The 15,020-nt window shown below is 45.8% G+C and carries 9 protein-coding genes; 4 read left to right on the top strand and 5 right to left on the bottom strand.

Annotated elements, in window-relative coordinates; genetic code table 11:
* Positions 1-37 precede the first annotated feature (37 nt).
* On the top strand, positions 38-625 hold the full coding sequence (locus tag AR337_RS14110) for an MMPL family transporter (protein WP_059172648.1): 588 nt from the start codon (positions 38-40) through the stop codon (positions 623-625).
* A 142-nt stretch (positions 626-767) separates the two neighbouring features.
* On the opposite strand, the gene AR337_RS14105 is transcribed toward AR337_RS14110, so the two are convergent.
* Positions 768-2,480: a hypothetical protein gene (locus AR337_RS14105; RefSeq protein WP_059172647.1), complete on the bottom strand. Its 1,713-nt coding sequence runs from the start codon at positions 2,478-2,480 to the stop codon at positions 768-770.
* A gap of 362 nt (positions 2,481-2,842) precedes the next feature.
* On the opposite strand from AR337_RS14105, the gene AR337_RS14100 reads away from it, so the two are divergent.
* Together AR337_RS14100 and AR337_RS14095 are read left to right on the top strand one after the other, a co-directional pair.
* Complete coding sequence (locus AR337_RS14100) at positions 2,843-4,558, top strand: MMPL family transporter (RefSeq protein WP_253701735.1); 1,716 nt, start codon at positions 2,843-2,845, stop codon at positions 4,556-4,558.
* A 161-nt stretch (positions 4,559-4,719) separates the two neighbouring features.
* Positions 4,720-5,586 carry a YhcN/YlaJ family sporulation lipoprotein gene (locus AR337_RS14095; protein WP_059172646.1) on the top strand — a complete coding sequence of 289 codons (867 nt, stop codon included), beginning with the start codon at positions 4,720-4,722 and terminating at the stop codon, positions 5,584-5,586.
* An 86-nt stretch (positions 5,587-5,672) separates the two neighbouring features.
* Here the strand turns inward: AR337_RS14095 and AR337_RS14090 are convergent, their stop codons facing one another.
* Positions 5,673-6,584, bottom strand: a complete 912-nt coding sequence (locus AR337_RS14090; protein ID WP_059172645.1) for a DMT family transporter — start codon at positions 6,582-6,584, stop codon at positions 5,673-5,675.
* Positions 6,585-7,035: 451 nt separating this feature from the next.
* Positions 7,036-7,800, bottom strand: coding sequence for a MerR family transcriptional regulator (locus AR337_RS14085; RefSeq protein WP_059172644.1), 765 nt, complete (start codon positions 7,798-7,800; stop codon positions 7,036-7,038).
* Positions 7,801-8,064: 264 nt separating this feature from the next.
* On the opposite strand from AR337_RS14085, the gene pepF reads away from it, so the two are divergent.
* The gene (pepF, locus tag AR337_RS14080; protein WP_059172643.1) at positions 8,065-9,885 is read left to right on the top strand and encodes an oligoendopeptidase F; all 1,821 of its coding nucleotides are present in this window, start codon (positions 8,065-8,067) and stop codon (positions 9,883-9,885) included.
* 60 nt (positions 9,886-9,945) lie between these two features.
* On the opposite strand, the gene AR337_RS14075 is transcribed toward pepF, so the two are convergent.
* Both AR337_RS14075 and AR337_RS14070 read right to left on the bottom strand, forming a co-directional pair.
* Positions 9,946-11,412 carry a PAS domain S-box protein gene (locus AR337_RS14075; RefSeq protein WP_059172642.1) on the bottom strand — a complete coding sequence of 489 codons (1,467 nt, stop codon included), beginning with the start codon at positions 11,410-11,412 and terminating at the stop codon, positions 9,946-9,948.
* 248 nt (positions 11,413-11,660) lie between these two features.
* Positions 11,661-14,873 carry a M36 family metallopeptidase gene (locus AR337_RS14070; protein WP_253701732.1) on the bottom strand — a complete coding sequence of 1,071 codons (3,213 nt, stop codon included), beginning with the start codon at positions 14,871-14,873 and terminating at the stop codon, positions 11,661-11,663.
* Positions 14,874-15,020: the final 147 nt, after the last annotated feature.

Genomic DNA, 15,020 nt, shown 5'->3' with positions numbered 1-15,020 from the left:
CTCTTTTAAAATGACGGAAAGCTACCGGAGGGAAAACATGGGTAAAAAATTGTGGCAGTATCCTGGAGGAAAAAAAGGAAGGTGGGCAACTCTGTTAATCTGGATTGCGCTTCTAGCAATCTTGAACTTTGTTTTCCCGCAGGCAAACTCGCAAAAGACGGAAACGGCCGGTGATTTGGAAAAGACTGCACCATCCCAGCTGGCAAAAGCAATTGCTGACAAGGAGTTTCCTGCTGACAAAGGAATTCCCGCATTGCTAGCATGGCACCGTGGCAGTGGCTTGGAAAACGTGGATTTGGAAGCCATCCAGACAGTCGTAAAAAAACTCAACGATCATCCGGCGAGCTATCAGGAAAGTATTCCCCCATTTCATCAAATGCCTCCAGAAGCCTTAAGGCGTTTAATTTCAAAGGATGGGACGACCCTAATCATTCCTGTATCCTTTCAGGAAAAAACAGGGCCGGAAGAGCTTGAAAAAGGCATTGGGGATATTGAAAAAACTATTAAGAGCACATTTGGGGAAAATCCACTATCAGTAAAAGCAGGTACGGAGGATAAACTTCTAGTAAGACTGACTTACTCCACGAGGCGAGCCCCGTGGGTTCTCACATATAGTTTCTCGTAAGCGTACATAGAGTCAAGCTCCCATCGGCGTTACGCACTAGCTATAGGGGTGAGAACCAACAAACAAGCAGTCCGTTGACCACATTAGCGTTTGTTTTCTTTTCTTTCGAAAATGGAGGCTAAGTCATACCCCCAGATTTGTTTTAAGAGATTTTAATGCCACTATTTAGGACAATTCTACGGTTGTTTTTAATTCGTTGAATACATCCGTCGTGTAATAATCGAAAGTTTTCAAATCCAATTTGGCACCGTTCCTGGTCGGGCTTTTGTCCTTCATCATCTGAACAATAGAGTAAAAAAGAGGAATATAAATCACGTTGAAATTTAGTTCCATCCGGTAAAACATGCCATCGTTTCAATAATTGCTTTTTATTCGTTGTATTTAACATGTGGTCGTATTGAGATGCTTTAAATGTCCACGTATTAATTTCCGTGACTTTTCCGGCGGTTAAGGCAAAACGATATTTGGCTTGTTGAATAAAATAGCCGGGACTTCGCCTCAAAATACTTTTCCCAAAGCGTTTTCTTCGTTTCCATTTTCCTGTTTTCTCGCTTTTTGCAGCAGTTTTTGATTTCTTCTGCAGTCCCTTGATGTTCATGGTTTCGATAATCAATTCATCCCCGGCGGAACGCAATCGATTAATGTCTTCATTGTGTGCGTACTTTCTGCTATCGGCTGCTTTTCGGTGCAGATTGCGTAATTTCCTTTGGGCTTTTTTATATTTCTTTGAAAATATCCATTCTTTCTTTCCTTTTTTTATCGTTCCATCGGCGTTATAGTTTTTAGGATTCGTCGCCCTTCGGGATCGGTCTAGATATCTTTGGATATTTACAATCTTTCGTTCGGTATGAAATGTTTCCGAAGAACGTTCGGCTAAATTTTTTAAAAGTACCTGGTCTTTTGAAACGATTCCGATGGACTGGGTACCAATGTCCCCGCCGATTCTCCCTGTACCGAGAGTGTGGCGGAAAGAGCCGTCCTTTCTACGCTTGGACACTGGATTGCCTTCCAGTGTGATTTGAACAAAATACCTGATTTTGCCCCTAATTTCTTTTCTTACGATTCGATTGTTGCGAATCCGGTAAGTGGGAAGGACATTTTCACCTGCCAAGTGCCGTTCTACATTTATTTGCTCAATTTCAGCGCAATTCACCATGTAATTTCGAATATGGGAAAGAGTTTCTAAAATGAATAAATCGTTCTGCCTTATTTTCAAAGGGAAGTTCATGCCACTGTGGCTTACATAGAAATCATTCGTCTTCTTGTTGTGTTTTAAGATAATACAGCGTTCTGCTTGTTTGCCTTGAAAGGTAATGAAATCACCTTTTTTATAAAAATATGGTTTTTCTCCGTCGCTAAACACTATTTTTTCCATCGTCTTCCACGCCATTTCACACACGGACCAAACGGTCACAGCGTCCGGCAAATGAAACTTCTTTTCTCTCAGTCCTGCACCATAATTTCTGGCAAAATCAAATGTGACCTGATAGGAATTCCGCAATTCAAAAAGCTGTTCCTTTAGTTGAGTGAGTTCATATTCTAGTAATTTAGCATCATCAGCGTTTTTTGTTATTTCAGCCGACACCGAACGGTATCGTTTTAACAACGAGTTATACTTTTTCGTTCGAGCCATTTGAAGATAGTTTTTGTATAGTTCACCCAACACTGTATTTCGAATGACTCGTAAGTGCTCGCCGATTCGTTTCATTCTATAGTGCTGCAAAGGCAAAACATCAAGTTCGACCTCGATAATATGAAGAGGAGTATGCATGTTGCGAATGACATGTAACATTTTTTTGAATTCGGAAGGCGGATTCTTTTTTCTTGTTTTCTTTGTTTCTTTTGCTGTATTCATTTAAAACATACTCCTTTCTATAAAGTTTTGGTCTTTTGCGCCTATGTATAGCGTTTCACCGTTGCTTCACTTACCCCGCCAACTGTACTTACAAAATATCACTTGTTCCATAAACAACAGAATGAGATTAAAGCTTCTTTAAATTAAAAATTTTATATGGTACTGGACTAGAAACTTACAATGATTTAAAGTGTAGTATACATTGATATTTACCAACTAAGTTCCATAGTTTCAATCCAAATTTATACATCTATTTTATCATATAGGAACATTCGTTCGCAAGGGAAACACCTCTAAAGTCGCTCAAATAGGATGGTCAAAAGACCATCCTAGATGCCCTTACATCCACGGGGCAAGCCCGCGTGGTTTTACGGGCAAGTTCTATAACAGGGCCGGCAGGTATTTCTTTGGATGCCAATAAGCTTTTCGGCCAGGGAGACTTGAATCTGCTTTTTGGTACTGTGGCCATTGTGCTTATTCTTTTGCTTCTTATTTATAGATCCCCCATTCTTGCGCTTGTCCCGCTGGTAGGCGTTGGCATTGCTTATGGAATCATCAGTCCCCTCCTCGGCTGGATCGGGGAAAATGGCTGGGCTGAATTTGATAGCCAGGGGCTTTCGATTATGACCGTGCTTCTTTTCGGTGCCGGAACAGACTATTGTTTGTTCCTCATCTCAAGCTACAGAAGCTATCTTGAAAAAGAAGAAGATAAATTTGCCGCCATGCGGCTGGCGATCAGCAGCTCGTCAGGAGCCATCGCGATGAGCGGGCTGACGGTCGTCTTCTCTTTATTAGCCCTGCTTCTTGCCAAGTACGGCTCGATTCATCGGTTCGCAATTCCGTTCAGTTTATCAATCCTGATTATGATGGCGGCAAGCCTGACACTCGTTCCGGCAATTCTTAGCGTTCTCGGCCGCAGCTCCTTTTATCCATTTATCCCTAGGACCCCCGGGATGAAGAAGCTTCGCGCCGAAAAAGGAGGAAAGGTATATTCGCCTTTACAGAAAAATGAAGGGCTGGGGCTTAAAATCGGCGGTATGATCGGGAAAAGGCCGTGGCAGATTGCAATGGCAACCACGCTCCTTCTAGTGGTCTTTGCGTTTTTTTCCACAAGGATAGAATATACGTACGATACGCTATCCTCCTTCCCGAAGGAAATGCCGTCACGTGAAGGATTTGCTTTGATTTCCGATCATTTCAGCCCAGGGGACCTTGCCCCCGTTCATGTGATTGCCGATACAGATGGAAAACAGACCGATATCAGGGAAGTACTTGAAAACTTATCTTTTATCGCAAGTGTAGCGAGTCCTGAGCTAGGAAAAAAGGATTCCGGGATGGAGCTTTATGAGGTAAAACTCGCCAAAAACCCTTATTCAAACGAAGCCATGGAACATATTACCGACATTAGGGCCAAAGCAGTTGAGGCGCTTAAGGAAGCTGGAATTGAACATTCTTCCGAAAAGGTTTGGATCGGCGGCATGACCGCCGAGCAGTACGACACCAAAGAAATTACCGTAAGGGACAGCGACGTTATCATTCCAGTTATTCTTGCGATGATTGCCGTTCTCCTTCTCGGCTATCTGCGTTCCATAACAGCTACTGCTTATTTGATTGGAACAGTTGTCCTTTCCTACTTCAGCGCGCTCGGACTTGGCTGGATTGTCCTCCATTACGGCTTTGGCGTTGAGGCCATCCAAGGGTTCATACCGCTTTATGCCTTTGTATTCATCGTCGCTCTCGGTGAGGACTACAATATTTTCATGGTTTCGGGTATTTGGCGGAAAAGCAAAGAAATGCCGTTATGGCGGGCGGTAAAGGAAGGAGTTGCCGAATCGGGCGCTGTCATTACATCAGCAGGATTGATCCTAGCCGGTACATTCATGGTCCTGACTACTTTGCCCATCCAGATTCTTGTACACTTTGGAACGATAACAGCTATTGGCATTCTCCTTGATACGTTCATTGTCCGGCCATTCCTTGTTCCGGCCATCACGGTTCTTTTGGGAAAATGGGCCTTCTGGCCATCAAAGCGGAATATGGATGCCGCCGCAAGCCAGAGAGAGGTCCAAAAGGGTTAACTCAAATTAATTAAAGGACTCCATTCATGGGGTCCTTGCTATTGGGGAAAAGAACCCCATTGATGGAAGATTTACTTCATTTTTCCAAAGGGCTTAGGTGAATAAGCAACTCCCCTATCACACAAACTAAATTCCGAACAACCATAAAAGGAGTGAGGTTTGTGAAAAAGGGGTCCAAAGTATTGCTTTCAGCTTTATTGCTAATTGGCTTGGCTGGATGCGGCGCTAACAATAACGATAACGGAAAGAACAAGGTACAGACAAACAGGGCAAGGATTAATAATGTTGGCGACAACCAGCAGCTTCGGGTATCCGACCGCGCTGCACGGGCAGTTGAACGACTTAAGGAAGTCGACAGGGCCCATGTTATCGTTTCCAACAACAATGCCTATGTCGCAGTACGGATGAATGATAATAATGGACGAAATGGCGCTGGAACGTTTAATAATGGAAATCGCAATGACGGCAACAATGGAAATATGCTTGATAACGGCCGGATTGATCAGCATGGCAATGACGGCATCATCAATGGAAAAGGCGATGCAGGAAACAAAAACCGGGATGGCAGGACATATAACACTGGTAACGGCGGTATGAACGGAAATACCGGGATATACGGAGCTGGCAACGGTGCGGGAAGCGGATTCCGTGATTACGGATATGGCACCGGTGAAACAGGCGGATACGGAGCCGGAGACGGAATGGCGGGAGGACTTGGCAATAACAACGGTAACTACCTAAACAACAACAACAACAACAACCGTGGTACAATCACCGGCTATGGGAACGACAACAACCGCGATGTCATAAGCGATCCAAACTACACTAGCGTCAACACAAAGTTTGAACAGAAAATAGCAGACCAGGTCCGGAAGGCTGACAAGAGCATCCACAAAGTCTACATTTCCTTCAACCCTGATTTTTACGACACAATGAACGGCTATGCCAATAATATTAATGATGGCAGGAACCGCAGCGGCCTGTTTAACGACTTTACAGGAACAATGCGCGGAGTTTTCGGAAGATAGCATGGAACGGGCGGCATGATTGTGCCGCCCGGTTTTATTTTATTAAAAGACTTAAAACGACTTAAAACGGATTTATTGATCGTTAGTTAACCACGCCTCTTTGCTAAAATAACAATCGTGCTGATAATGCAAAAGGTGCCGAGCCATTCTTCCAGGCCAAACGGGACACTCAGCCAAATGACCGAAACAAATGCAGCTGAAAGAGGCTCTACGGAAGCGAGCAGGCTTGTCTCGGAAGCGGTTATGTATTTCAGGCTTTCCAAATAGCAATAAAAAGCAATCAGTGTCCCGAATATGACTACAAACAGGACCGCCAGCAAGGATTGGAACGAAACAGATCCTTCAAACATCCAGGGCGGGTTAATGAAACTAAAAAATAATCCACCTGTGACCATCCCCCATCCTGTAATGGTTATGGAACCCCATTTCGCAAGAAGTTCTCTAGGTTGAAGCGTGTAGAAGGCAAGCGCGGCCGCGGATGCGATTCCCCAAAAGACGGCCAGGCCGGAAATCGACAAGGTCCCGATATTTCCCTTAGTCACAAGGAGAAGTGTTCCCGCGAGCGCGAGTATAACCGCCGAAATCTCCCTTCCAGTCGGAAGCTTTTTCCCCCTGATTGCCAAATATGCCGCTATCATCGTTGGCGCCAGATATTGAAGGACAGTTGCAGCTGCCGCATTTGAATGGTCAATCGCTGCAAAATAAGTATACTGAACTGCCAGCATTCCCAATAGGCTGAATAATAGGAGAGATAGTGCATCGCGCTTGCTTTTCCAGATACTTAATATTTTGGCTGGATTCCTTGCACCGCCAATGGCAAGCAAAATCGAACCAGCCAGAAGAAGCCTGATATCAACAAGCCATGCTGGACTGAAGCCCTGTCTCTGAAATAAATATTGGGCAACGGTTCCCGATATACCCCATAGAGTTGCACCGACAAGCACAAGAGCGATTCCCTTCCCCCGGACGTACGGCGCAGCCAATTGTTCCGCTTTCACCTGTTGCTTTCCCCCTTTATCTTCTATAGATTCATGTTCTCCCACCCTTTCCAAATTTTCAAGGAATTTCTTTTTTTAAAAAACAAACGGTCTTGAGAGGGGGCATCAAGACCGTTTCAACGGAAAAACTTATCCAAAACGGTCTTGAGAGGGGGCGTCAAGACCGTTTCAACGGAAAAACTTATCCAAAACGGTCTTGAGAGAGGGCGTCAAGACCGTTTCAACGGAAAAACTTATCCAAAACGGTCTTGAGAAGGGGCGTCAAGACCGTTTCAACTGAAATACTTATACCAAACGGTCTTGAGAAGGGCCGTCAAGACCGTTTCAATAGATAAACTTATGCCAAACGGTCTTTAGAGGGGGCATCAAGACCATTCAGCATAACAATACTCGCCAAGCGTCCTTTCGGTAAGCCTAAGTAATGACTATTCAAAAAGCATCAGCCCGCAAATCACTTTTTCATTCCGGTAAAAATATGGATTGCATCCCGGAGAAATTCAGCTGTACCAGGTTGGTCCTTGTCATAATATTTTCTGAAGCGTTCATCGTCTACATACATTTGGGCAAGGCCGGCATGGGCTTCCTTGCTATAGCTTCCCCAATAGTGCATCAGCCATTTTTTATGCAGTTCGGCCGCTTTTTGCGCAAGCTCGCCTGCCGGATCTCCACCGGCAAACGCATCAGCCAGGGCATGGCGGATTTCTTCAGCAAGCCTCTCTGCCTCGCGGTGCTGTTCCTCTGTCATTCCCCTGACCTTCGCATACGATTGTTCAACCGCTTCTTCTCCGTATTTCTGCCTGATTTCAGTGCCATACTTTTTCTCATTTTCATCAATCATTTTTTGTTTAAATCCTTCGAACTTTTCTTTGTCGCTCATAATAGCGCCTCCTTCTGCCATGCTAATTGTTTTCTCGACATTGGCGATCAACGTGTCCAACTGCCGCCTTTTTTCAAGCAGCTTTTCTCGGTGGTCGCGGAGGGCGGCCTTGCCATCAAAGGCAGGCGAATTTACAATTTCGCTGATGGAGTCGAGGGAAATGCCCAGCTCCCGGTAAAAAAGGATTTGCTGCAGCTTATTCACTTCCGTCTCTCCATATATCCGGTATCCGGATGAATTGATCCTTGCCGGCTTAAGGATCCCGATTTCATCATAATACCTTAATGTCCTGGAACTTACGCCTGCCATTCCCGCTAGTTTGTGGACCGTATATTCCATTCCGCCACCTCCATGCTTTCACTTTACACCTTTACGCTGCGTAAAGGTCAACACAATAATTCTAAAATAATTGCCCAATTTTGTTTTTGTAAAAGGAAAATAGTAGTTGACAGAAATTTCACATATTATAAGATATTACTTAGAGGCACGAAATAAGTGACCTTTGCTCAGCAGGGGTTCACTTATGGTTGAATGAACGTGAATGGATAGTTGAACCTTAAGGGCTTACTGTCCTAATGAGCTAGATAAATGGAGGGATATACAATGACTAAGACAATGGTAAAACGCCTTACCCGTTCTGAAGTTCCAGAAGAACAAACTTGGGACCTGTCCAGCCTTTTCGCAAGCAAAGACGCTTGGGAGGCTGAGCTTGAAAGTGTTCAGGAAGATCTCCAAGTTTTTGAGCAATACAGAGGAAAGCTTGTGAATGGGGCATCTGTCCTGCTGGAATGCCTGCTCGCGCAGGAGCGCCTGGCTATGAAGCTTATTAAAGTAATGACCTATGCAAGCCTGAACCAATCAGCGGACGGCACTGATCCTATCAATCAGGCAAATTCAGCTCGGGCCGCCCGGGTGAGGACTGAGGTAAATGCCGCATTATCGTTTATCGAATCCGAAATCCTTTCCCTTCCTGAAGGTACAATCGATTCATACATAAGCGAGGAATCCGGCCTGGAGCCTTTCCGGAAAAACCTGTTTGATCTCCTGGAGACAAAAAAACACAGGCTTTCACCGGAAACCGAGGAAACGCTGGCCGCCCTTGGCGAGGTGCATTCCGCTCCTTATACCATTTACAACCTGACCAAGCTTGCAGATATGGAGTTCTCGCCTATCCAGGATGGAGACGGGAATGAATTGCCTGTTTCATTTGCTTTATTTGAAAACTTGTATGAGTTTTCCGCCGATACCGACCTTCGCAGGAAGGCCTATGATTCTTTTATTAAAACATTAAAGCAATACAGGAATACAATTGCGGGTACATATTCAACGGAAGTGAAGAAGCAGGTAGCCCTTGCAAAGCTACGCAACTATGAGTCCGTAACACACATGCTCCTTGAACCTCAAAAAGTAACAACTGAAATGTACAACAACCAGCTTGATATTATCTTTAATGAACTGGCACCTCATATGCGAAAATTTGCCGAATTAAAGAAAAAGGTCCTTGGCCTGGACGAACTAAGGTTTTGCGACTTGAAGGCTCCTTTTGACCCCGACTTCAACCCGGAAACTACCTACGAAGAGGCAAGCGAGGTCATTATGGAATCCCTGAAGGTTATGGGACCTGAATACAGCGAAATTATTAAGCGCGGCTTTGAAGAAAGATGGGTCGATCTCGCTGACAACGTCGGAAAGTCGACCGGGGCTTTCTGCTCAAGCCCTTATGGAGCACATCCTTATATTCTCATCACTTGGCAGAATAATATGCGCGGAGCGTTCACACTTGCCCATGAATTTGGGCATGCCGGGCATTTCTACCTTGCCAACAAAGAGCAGCGCATCATTAATACGCGCCCGTCTATGTATTTCGTCGAAGCGCCATCAACGATGAACGAGATGCTGCTTGCTCAGCACCTGATGGACAAAACCGAGGATACGCGGATGCGCCGCTGGGTCATCCTGCAATTGCTGGGAACCTATTACCATAACTTTGTGACGCATCTGCTTGAAGGAGAATTTCAGCGCAGAGTATATGCGTTCGCCGAAAAAGGCGGAGCTCTGACTGCAAAGAAACTGACCGAAATCAAGGGAGATGTCCTCTCGGAATTCTGGGGAGACAGCGTAGTACTTGATGAAGGCGCCAGCCTGACTTGGATGCGCCAACCGCATTACTATATGGGATTGTATCCATATACGTACTCGGCAGGCCTGACAGCTTCAACTGCTGTAGCAAAGCTGATTAAGGAAGAAGGACAGCCTGCGGTTGACCGCTGGCTCGAAGTCCTTCGCGCAGGCGGTACAATGAAACCTCTTGAGCTAATGAAGCATGCGGGAGTCGATATGTCTACTCCACAGCCAATCAAGGATGCTGTCGCATATGTCGGTTCACTGATTGACGAGCTCGAAAATTCATACACTAAAAATTAAAATTTATCTCAACCCCATAGTAAAAGGCGCATGGAATTTTTCCAATGCGCCTTTTTCTGATTATAAGCATTCCAATTCAATGCTTACTGTCGTGCCAATCCCGGTCTGGCTGTCAATTTTCATTTCACCGCCATGCTCCTGAATAATTTTATTGCTCACAGTCAGGCCAAGACCAATCCCCTTATCCTTCGTTGTGTAAAACGGGGTGCCAAGGTATCTGATGATATCGGAATCAATCCCTATCCCTTGGTCTTTAATAATAATGGCCGCCCTGTCCGGTTTGGCCTTTTCCACACTAATATACACATTGCCCCCATCCGGCATTGCTTCAAAAGCATTTTTAAGAAAGTTTACAAAAACCTGCTTCAGCTGGTTCGGGTTGCACCTCAGTTCAATATTTTCAGCCGAATAATTCGTCTTTATCTGGACATTATGGAGCAGTGCCTGCGGCTGGAGGATATTGATGGTGCTTTCAATGACCGAAATCAATGGCACTTTTTTAAACTGGATTGCCTGCGGCTTGGCAAGCGACATGAACTCATTGACAATGATATCAATCCGTTCAAGTTCATTTTGGATAATCTCCAAGTATTGCTGCTGTTTATCCGGTGATGTACCGTCATGAAGCAGTTTTGAAAAACCTTTAAGTGACGTGAGCGGGTTCCTGATTTCGTGAGCCACGCCAGCAGCAAGCTGCCCAATAATTGAGAGCCTGTCAAGATTTCTAAGGGCAGCTTCATTTCTGACCCGGTCCGTAATATTTCGCGCGACCGCCAGGAAGGTCTCTATTTCTCCCTTTTCGTTATAAATCGGGGAAATATTGTATTCAAGGAATATAGTTTCCCCGCTAACCGTTCCCAGTTCTTTTTCAAAAAAAATTGGCTGTCCATCCCTCTTGTATCGGTCAAGGAGTGTTTCGAAGCCCTCAGCCTCCTTAGCCGAGATAAAATCGTAAAGGCTCCTGCCCACAATTTGCTCCGGTGATCTCCCAAACCACTTTTCATGGGATGGCGAAGCGAATAAAAAGGTCTTGTTGCGTGTATTGGTAAAAATACTAATTAAATCGGTTGTATTTTCGGTTATGAGCCTATAAAGCTCTCGGCTCTTCTTCAGCTCTCTTTCCAGGGTTTTCGATTCGGTAATGTCGCGGAAAATCCCTATAACGGCAACTACTTCTCCTGTTGAATCGAGAAAAGGCGAAAACGAAACGGCAATGTCAAGAATATGGCCGTTTTTATGGTAGCCTTTTGATTTAAAATTAGTAAATGTCCTGCCCCGCTTCACTTCCTCTAAAATCTCACTGTCGCGTTCCGGATAGGCAAAATCCTCGATTTTCCTTCCCAACAGTTCTTGTTCTTCATAACCGAAAATGGCGGTGTACATCGGATTTACCCGTATGAAGCGGTTGTCCATGTCCACAATTACAAAGCCGTCCGGTGTACAGGTGAAAAACAAGTCCGCCAATTTTTCCGAATCAATATTAATGGATCCGTTCGTATTGCCGAAAAGCTGGTAGCTTTTGGACATGGTTCCTGCCTCCTATTAATTGAAGCTTGGGGCCTGTGTACAAGGGATGAAGAACTGTATTCCAGGTGCCAGGCACCGCCCTTAGTCCAGAAATAATTTACATTTCGTTCAATTTACTCCCATTTTACCTAATGCCACGCCACCTTGTCGATAAATGAATTTAAAAATAAAAGATGCCAAAAAAGCATATTTTTATGCTTCTTTGGCATCTCGTCTCCTGCTATACAAATATGTTGTTTTTCATTTCTTTAATACGGCTGTTTGACTGTTATCACGAATGGAATATTTGCCCCAGTGTACAATCCGGCATAGACGTATTTTGTTCCGCCAGGCACAACTCCTGCTTCATTAGCAGCGGAACTTGCCGCAGAACCAATCTGCTCGAATTTTTTATTGTAAAAATAAACATCAAAGTCGTACATAGACGGGTCTCCCTGCCCCTCCAGGATAAAGGTATGGATTCCATCGCCATAGCCATCAGGCAGTGTGATGACATAGCCATCCGCCCCTTGGGTTGACGGTTCAGGATTTTGGGTCGTAACAAATTCATTCTCGGTTACAGCAAGGGATAACGGGAGATCTGCAAGGCTTCCAATCCCTGTTCCCGGGTTTCCTGCCTTGACGGTCCCTTCAGCAACAAATGGCTCCTCCGGTTCAAGCGTGACAGGTTCAATTTTTGTCCTGCCAGGGCCGAATACTTGAAGTTCGGCTATCTGCACAAATTTTGCGCTATCGTCCTGTGCCGACTTGGCAATCAACTTAACAAATTTCGCTTCGACAGGTGATTTAAAATCCATTCCCTTGTAGTGGAGGTCACCCGCGGAAGGCCTTGGTTTTCTTGTAACAATTTGGTCCTCGAGTACTTTGGTCCAGGTCTGTCCGTCTAGGGAAGTATGAATCTCGAAATCTTTTAACGTTGAAAAACGGCCAAGCGCGATATCCTTGAACGCACTAACTTCTAAATGGGATATCCTGACTGGCTTATCACCGGCCAGGTCTACAACCAATGCCGCTGACGTAAACCCGGAATCTTTCGTTTCCGAGGCATAGACCGTTCCTTCCGTGTCATCGATTGCATTTTTTGCCGGATGGCTATCCGATTCGCTCGAAGCGATTATCGTCGCGCCGTTAAAAGATGAAGCTGCATTCGGTTCCAGATTAAAGCGAAGGGTGCTGCCCTTGCCAGCCGTTACCGATATATTTTTTATGGTTCTCGCCCCAAAGCCCTTGGCCTGGATTGTAACATCATAAGTTCCCGCCACCATTGGCAACGCAAATTGGCCTTTTCCACTTGTCACTGCGGCCGCACTGGTCCTGGCTTCAAATTGTCCGATAATAATCCGTGCATTTTCAACCGGCTTTCCGGTTGCCGCATTGATAACCGTTCCCGCAAAATGGCCATTCCTTACTTTAGCAGGGTGGTCAAAGCCCGGAACCGGGTCAGTATCGTCACCGCCATTTGAAAACGCGCTGACACCTAGCCCTCTTTTTGCAAAAGCGCTCCAGAGGAGGTCGGTGTGTACCCCGCCATACCGTTCAAAGTCTGCTGTGATGATTGCGGTTCTCATATCGGCCATGGATGGGTCCGGTGCGGAAATCGGCATCGCGTCCATAACAAGCTGTTCAATAACTTGCCCGCCTTTTTCCTTTCCAAGAGTTTGGATCAGGCTGTCACGGACACTCCATAGAATTCCCGCCCAGATTTCCCCGTCGGCGTGGACTTCCGGGCCGGTGACATCAAAACCAATATCGCCGTAATTCAGCGGGTTGGCATCGAGGGCCCAGCCGCGAATTCCTCTCTCTGTGTTCCCAGTCACATAGGCTCCAACGACAGGTTTATCCTGGAGGCCTTTCATAGCGAGATAATGCATGCCAAACCAGTCTCCCCATGCTTCTCCCATCGAACCGGCCTGATGGCTGTTCAGCGATTCGCCGCCCGCAACCAGCCTGTTTGAAAGCGCATGGCTGTACTCATGATAGATAATACCCGCATCATAATCGCCATCCGCATAATTCCCATGGAATGAACCCTTTATCGGTTCCCAAAGGAACATTCCGCTCCAAGCGGGCAAGCCATCCGGCAGTGTCAGCATATAGGCATTGTCCCGGCCTGTATACGTGGGCTCACCGCCTGACAAGGCCCCAGCCTGCACAAGGCCGAGGATGGCATCCCCATCAGCACCGCCTTTTCCGAGATTCGATGTTTGAAGGTTGCCCGCAGGCTCCGTCCATCCCAGATTATAAAAATAATCGTGGAACAAATTATGGTGGTAGAAGAGGCTGGTCGCCGCACTGTTTACATCCTGGGCATAAGATGGCGGAACGGTCTGCCCATTTGTTTTCTGCCAGGCGTTCGCGAAAAAGTAATTGAATTGTCCAAGCGGGCTTACAGGGCGGACAATCTGATCGACAGGCGCAAGGAAATTGCTCCAGTTCGCGTAGGTGTTGGCATTGTTGCCGATTGTGGTCATGCCGATGTCATTGGCTGGAAGGAACCATCCCAGCGGCGAGGCTTTTGGATCGCCTTTAAATGATTTTGAAACTTGAGTTCCTCCCTTTGGAGCGCCGGGATAATTTTCAAATACAGCGCCAGAAGGATCAAGGTGTTGGACAAGGGAACGCTGGAACAGCTTTTCTCCGGTCGCTCCATCAATAATGACTTCATAGGCCTTGTCGAGTTTTTCCACAAAAAGGACCCTGAACGCCGGCCGCACCTCTTCTCCTTTAATAAAAACTCCCTTTTTGGCTCTTTGGACAGTCGGCAGGGCATTCCCCGCATCAAAAACATCCCATCCTTTTTCCTGTTTTAGGGATTTAAAAGACAACTGCAAGGATGGCACTGACAAAGCAGCCGCCTTTTTTAAAGCATCAAGTGAAGTTAGGGAGAAATCCACCGCCTGATTTTTGGCACGGGTCGCGTTTGAGGTGACTGATAAAATTTGCCCGTTCTTGTTTACCGAAACAATCACCCTTCCTCCAAAGACTGATTCGAGGCCGCCAAATGTCTGCTGGAAGGTTACGGGCTGAAGACCGGTCCCGGACAATTTATAATTCCGTACAACCGCCAGGGAATCGATTTCCACTTCTGTTAATCCAAAAAGCGCGCTGTTTTCCTTAAGCCAATTGCGGGCAATCGTTTCGGCATTTCCGCTCGCCGGAGCCGAAAGATACCCTTTTTCCTTTGTAATGATGGAAGGAGTGCCAAACTTTAAATTCCATTGTATCTTAGTACCCGAGCCCGCCCTTGTAATCAATTCATCAGCAGCCTTCAACTGAATCGGGCTGGGCAGGACCTTATTCAGTACATTTCTCGAGTCATAAAGCTGTTCTAAAGTATTTCCGCCAATCAGGTTTGCTTCTTCGACCGGACCCACAACCTTCCCTGCAAACGATCCCAGTGGCGCCAATAGTGATCCCGCGAGAACCGCCGTGCCTAAAACGGATAGCCATTTACCCTTCACGCTTGGTCCCTCCTCAAAAAAGTAATGTGGAAACATTGCCCTCGGCTTTGCTTCTACTTAACTTATACGGAGGTTGCAAACGTTTTGAATGGGTATTTTTTCAAGATACATATTTAGGTGTATCAAGTTTATCAAAAAGGATTATTC

Source organism: Bacillus sp. FJAT-27445 (assembly GCF_001510665.1).
Lineage (GTDB): Bacteria > Bacillota > Bacilli > Bacillales > Cytobacillaceae > Bacillus_D.
Note: the sequence above shows the minus strand (reverse complement) of the source record. Positions and strands in the feature narration are given on the sequence as shown.

Excerpts from the sequence above, each read along its gene's own strand:
- AR337_RS14110 (WP_059172648.1), top strand. The coding sequence starts at position 38 with ATGGGTAAAAAATTGTGGCAGTATCCTGGAGGAAAAAAAGGAAGGTGG.
- AR337_RS14105 (WP_059172647.1), bottom strand. The coding sequence starts at position 2,480 with ATGAATACAGCAAAAGAAACAAAGAAAACAAGAAAAAAGAATCCGCCT.
- AR337_RS14085 (WP_059172644.1), bottom strand. The coding sequence starts at position 7,800 with ATGGAATATACGGTCCACAAACTAGCGGGAATGGCAGGCGTAAGTTCC.
- pepF (WP_059172643.1), top strand. The coding sequence starts at position 8,065 with ATGACTAAGACAATGGTAAAACGCCTTACCCGTTCTGAAGTTCCAGAA.
- AR337_RS14075 (WP_059172642.1), bottom strand. The coding sequence starts at position 11,412 with ATGTCCAAAAGCTACCAGCTTTTCGGCAATACGAACGGATCCATTAAT.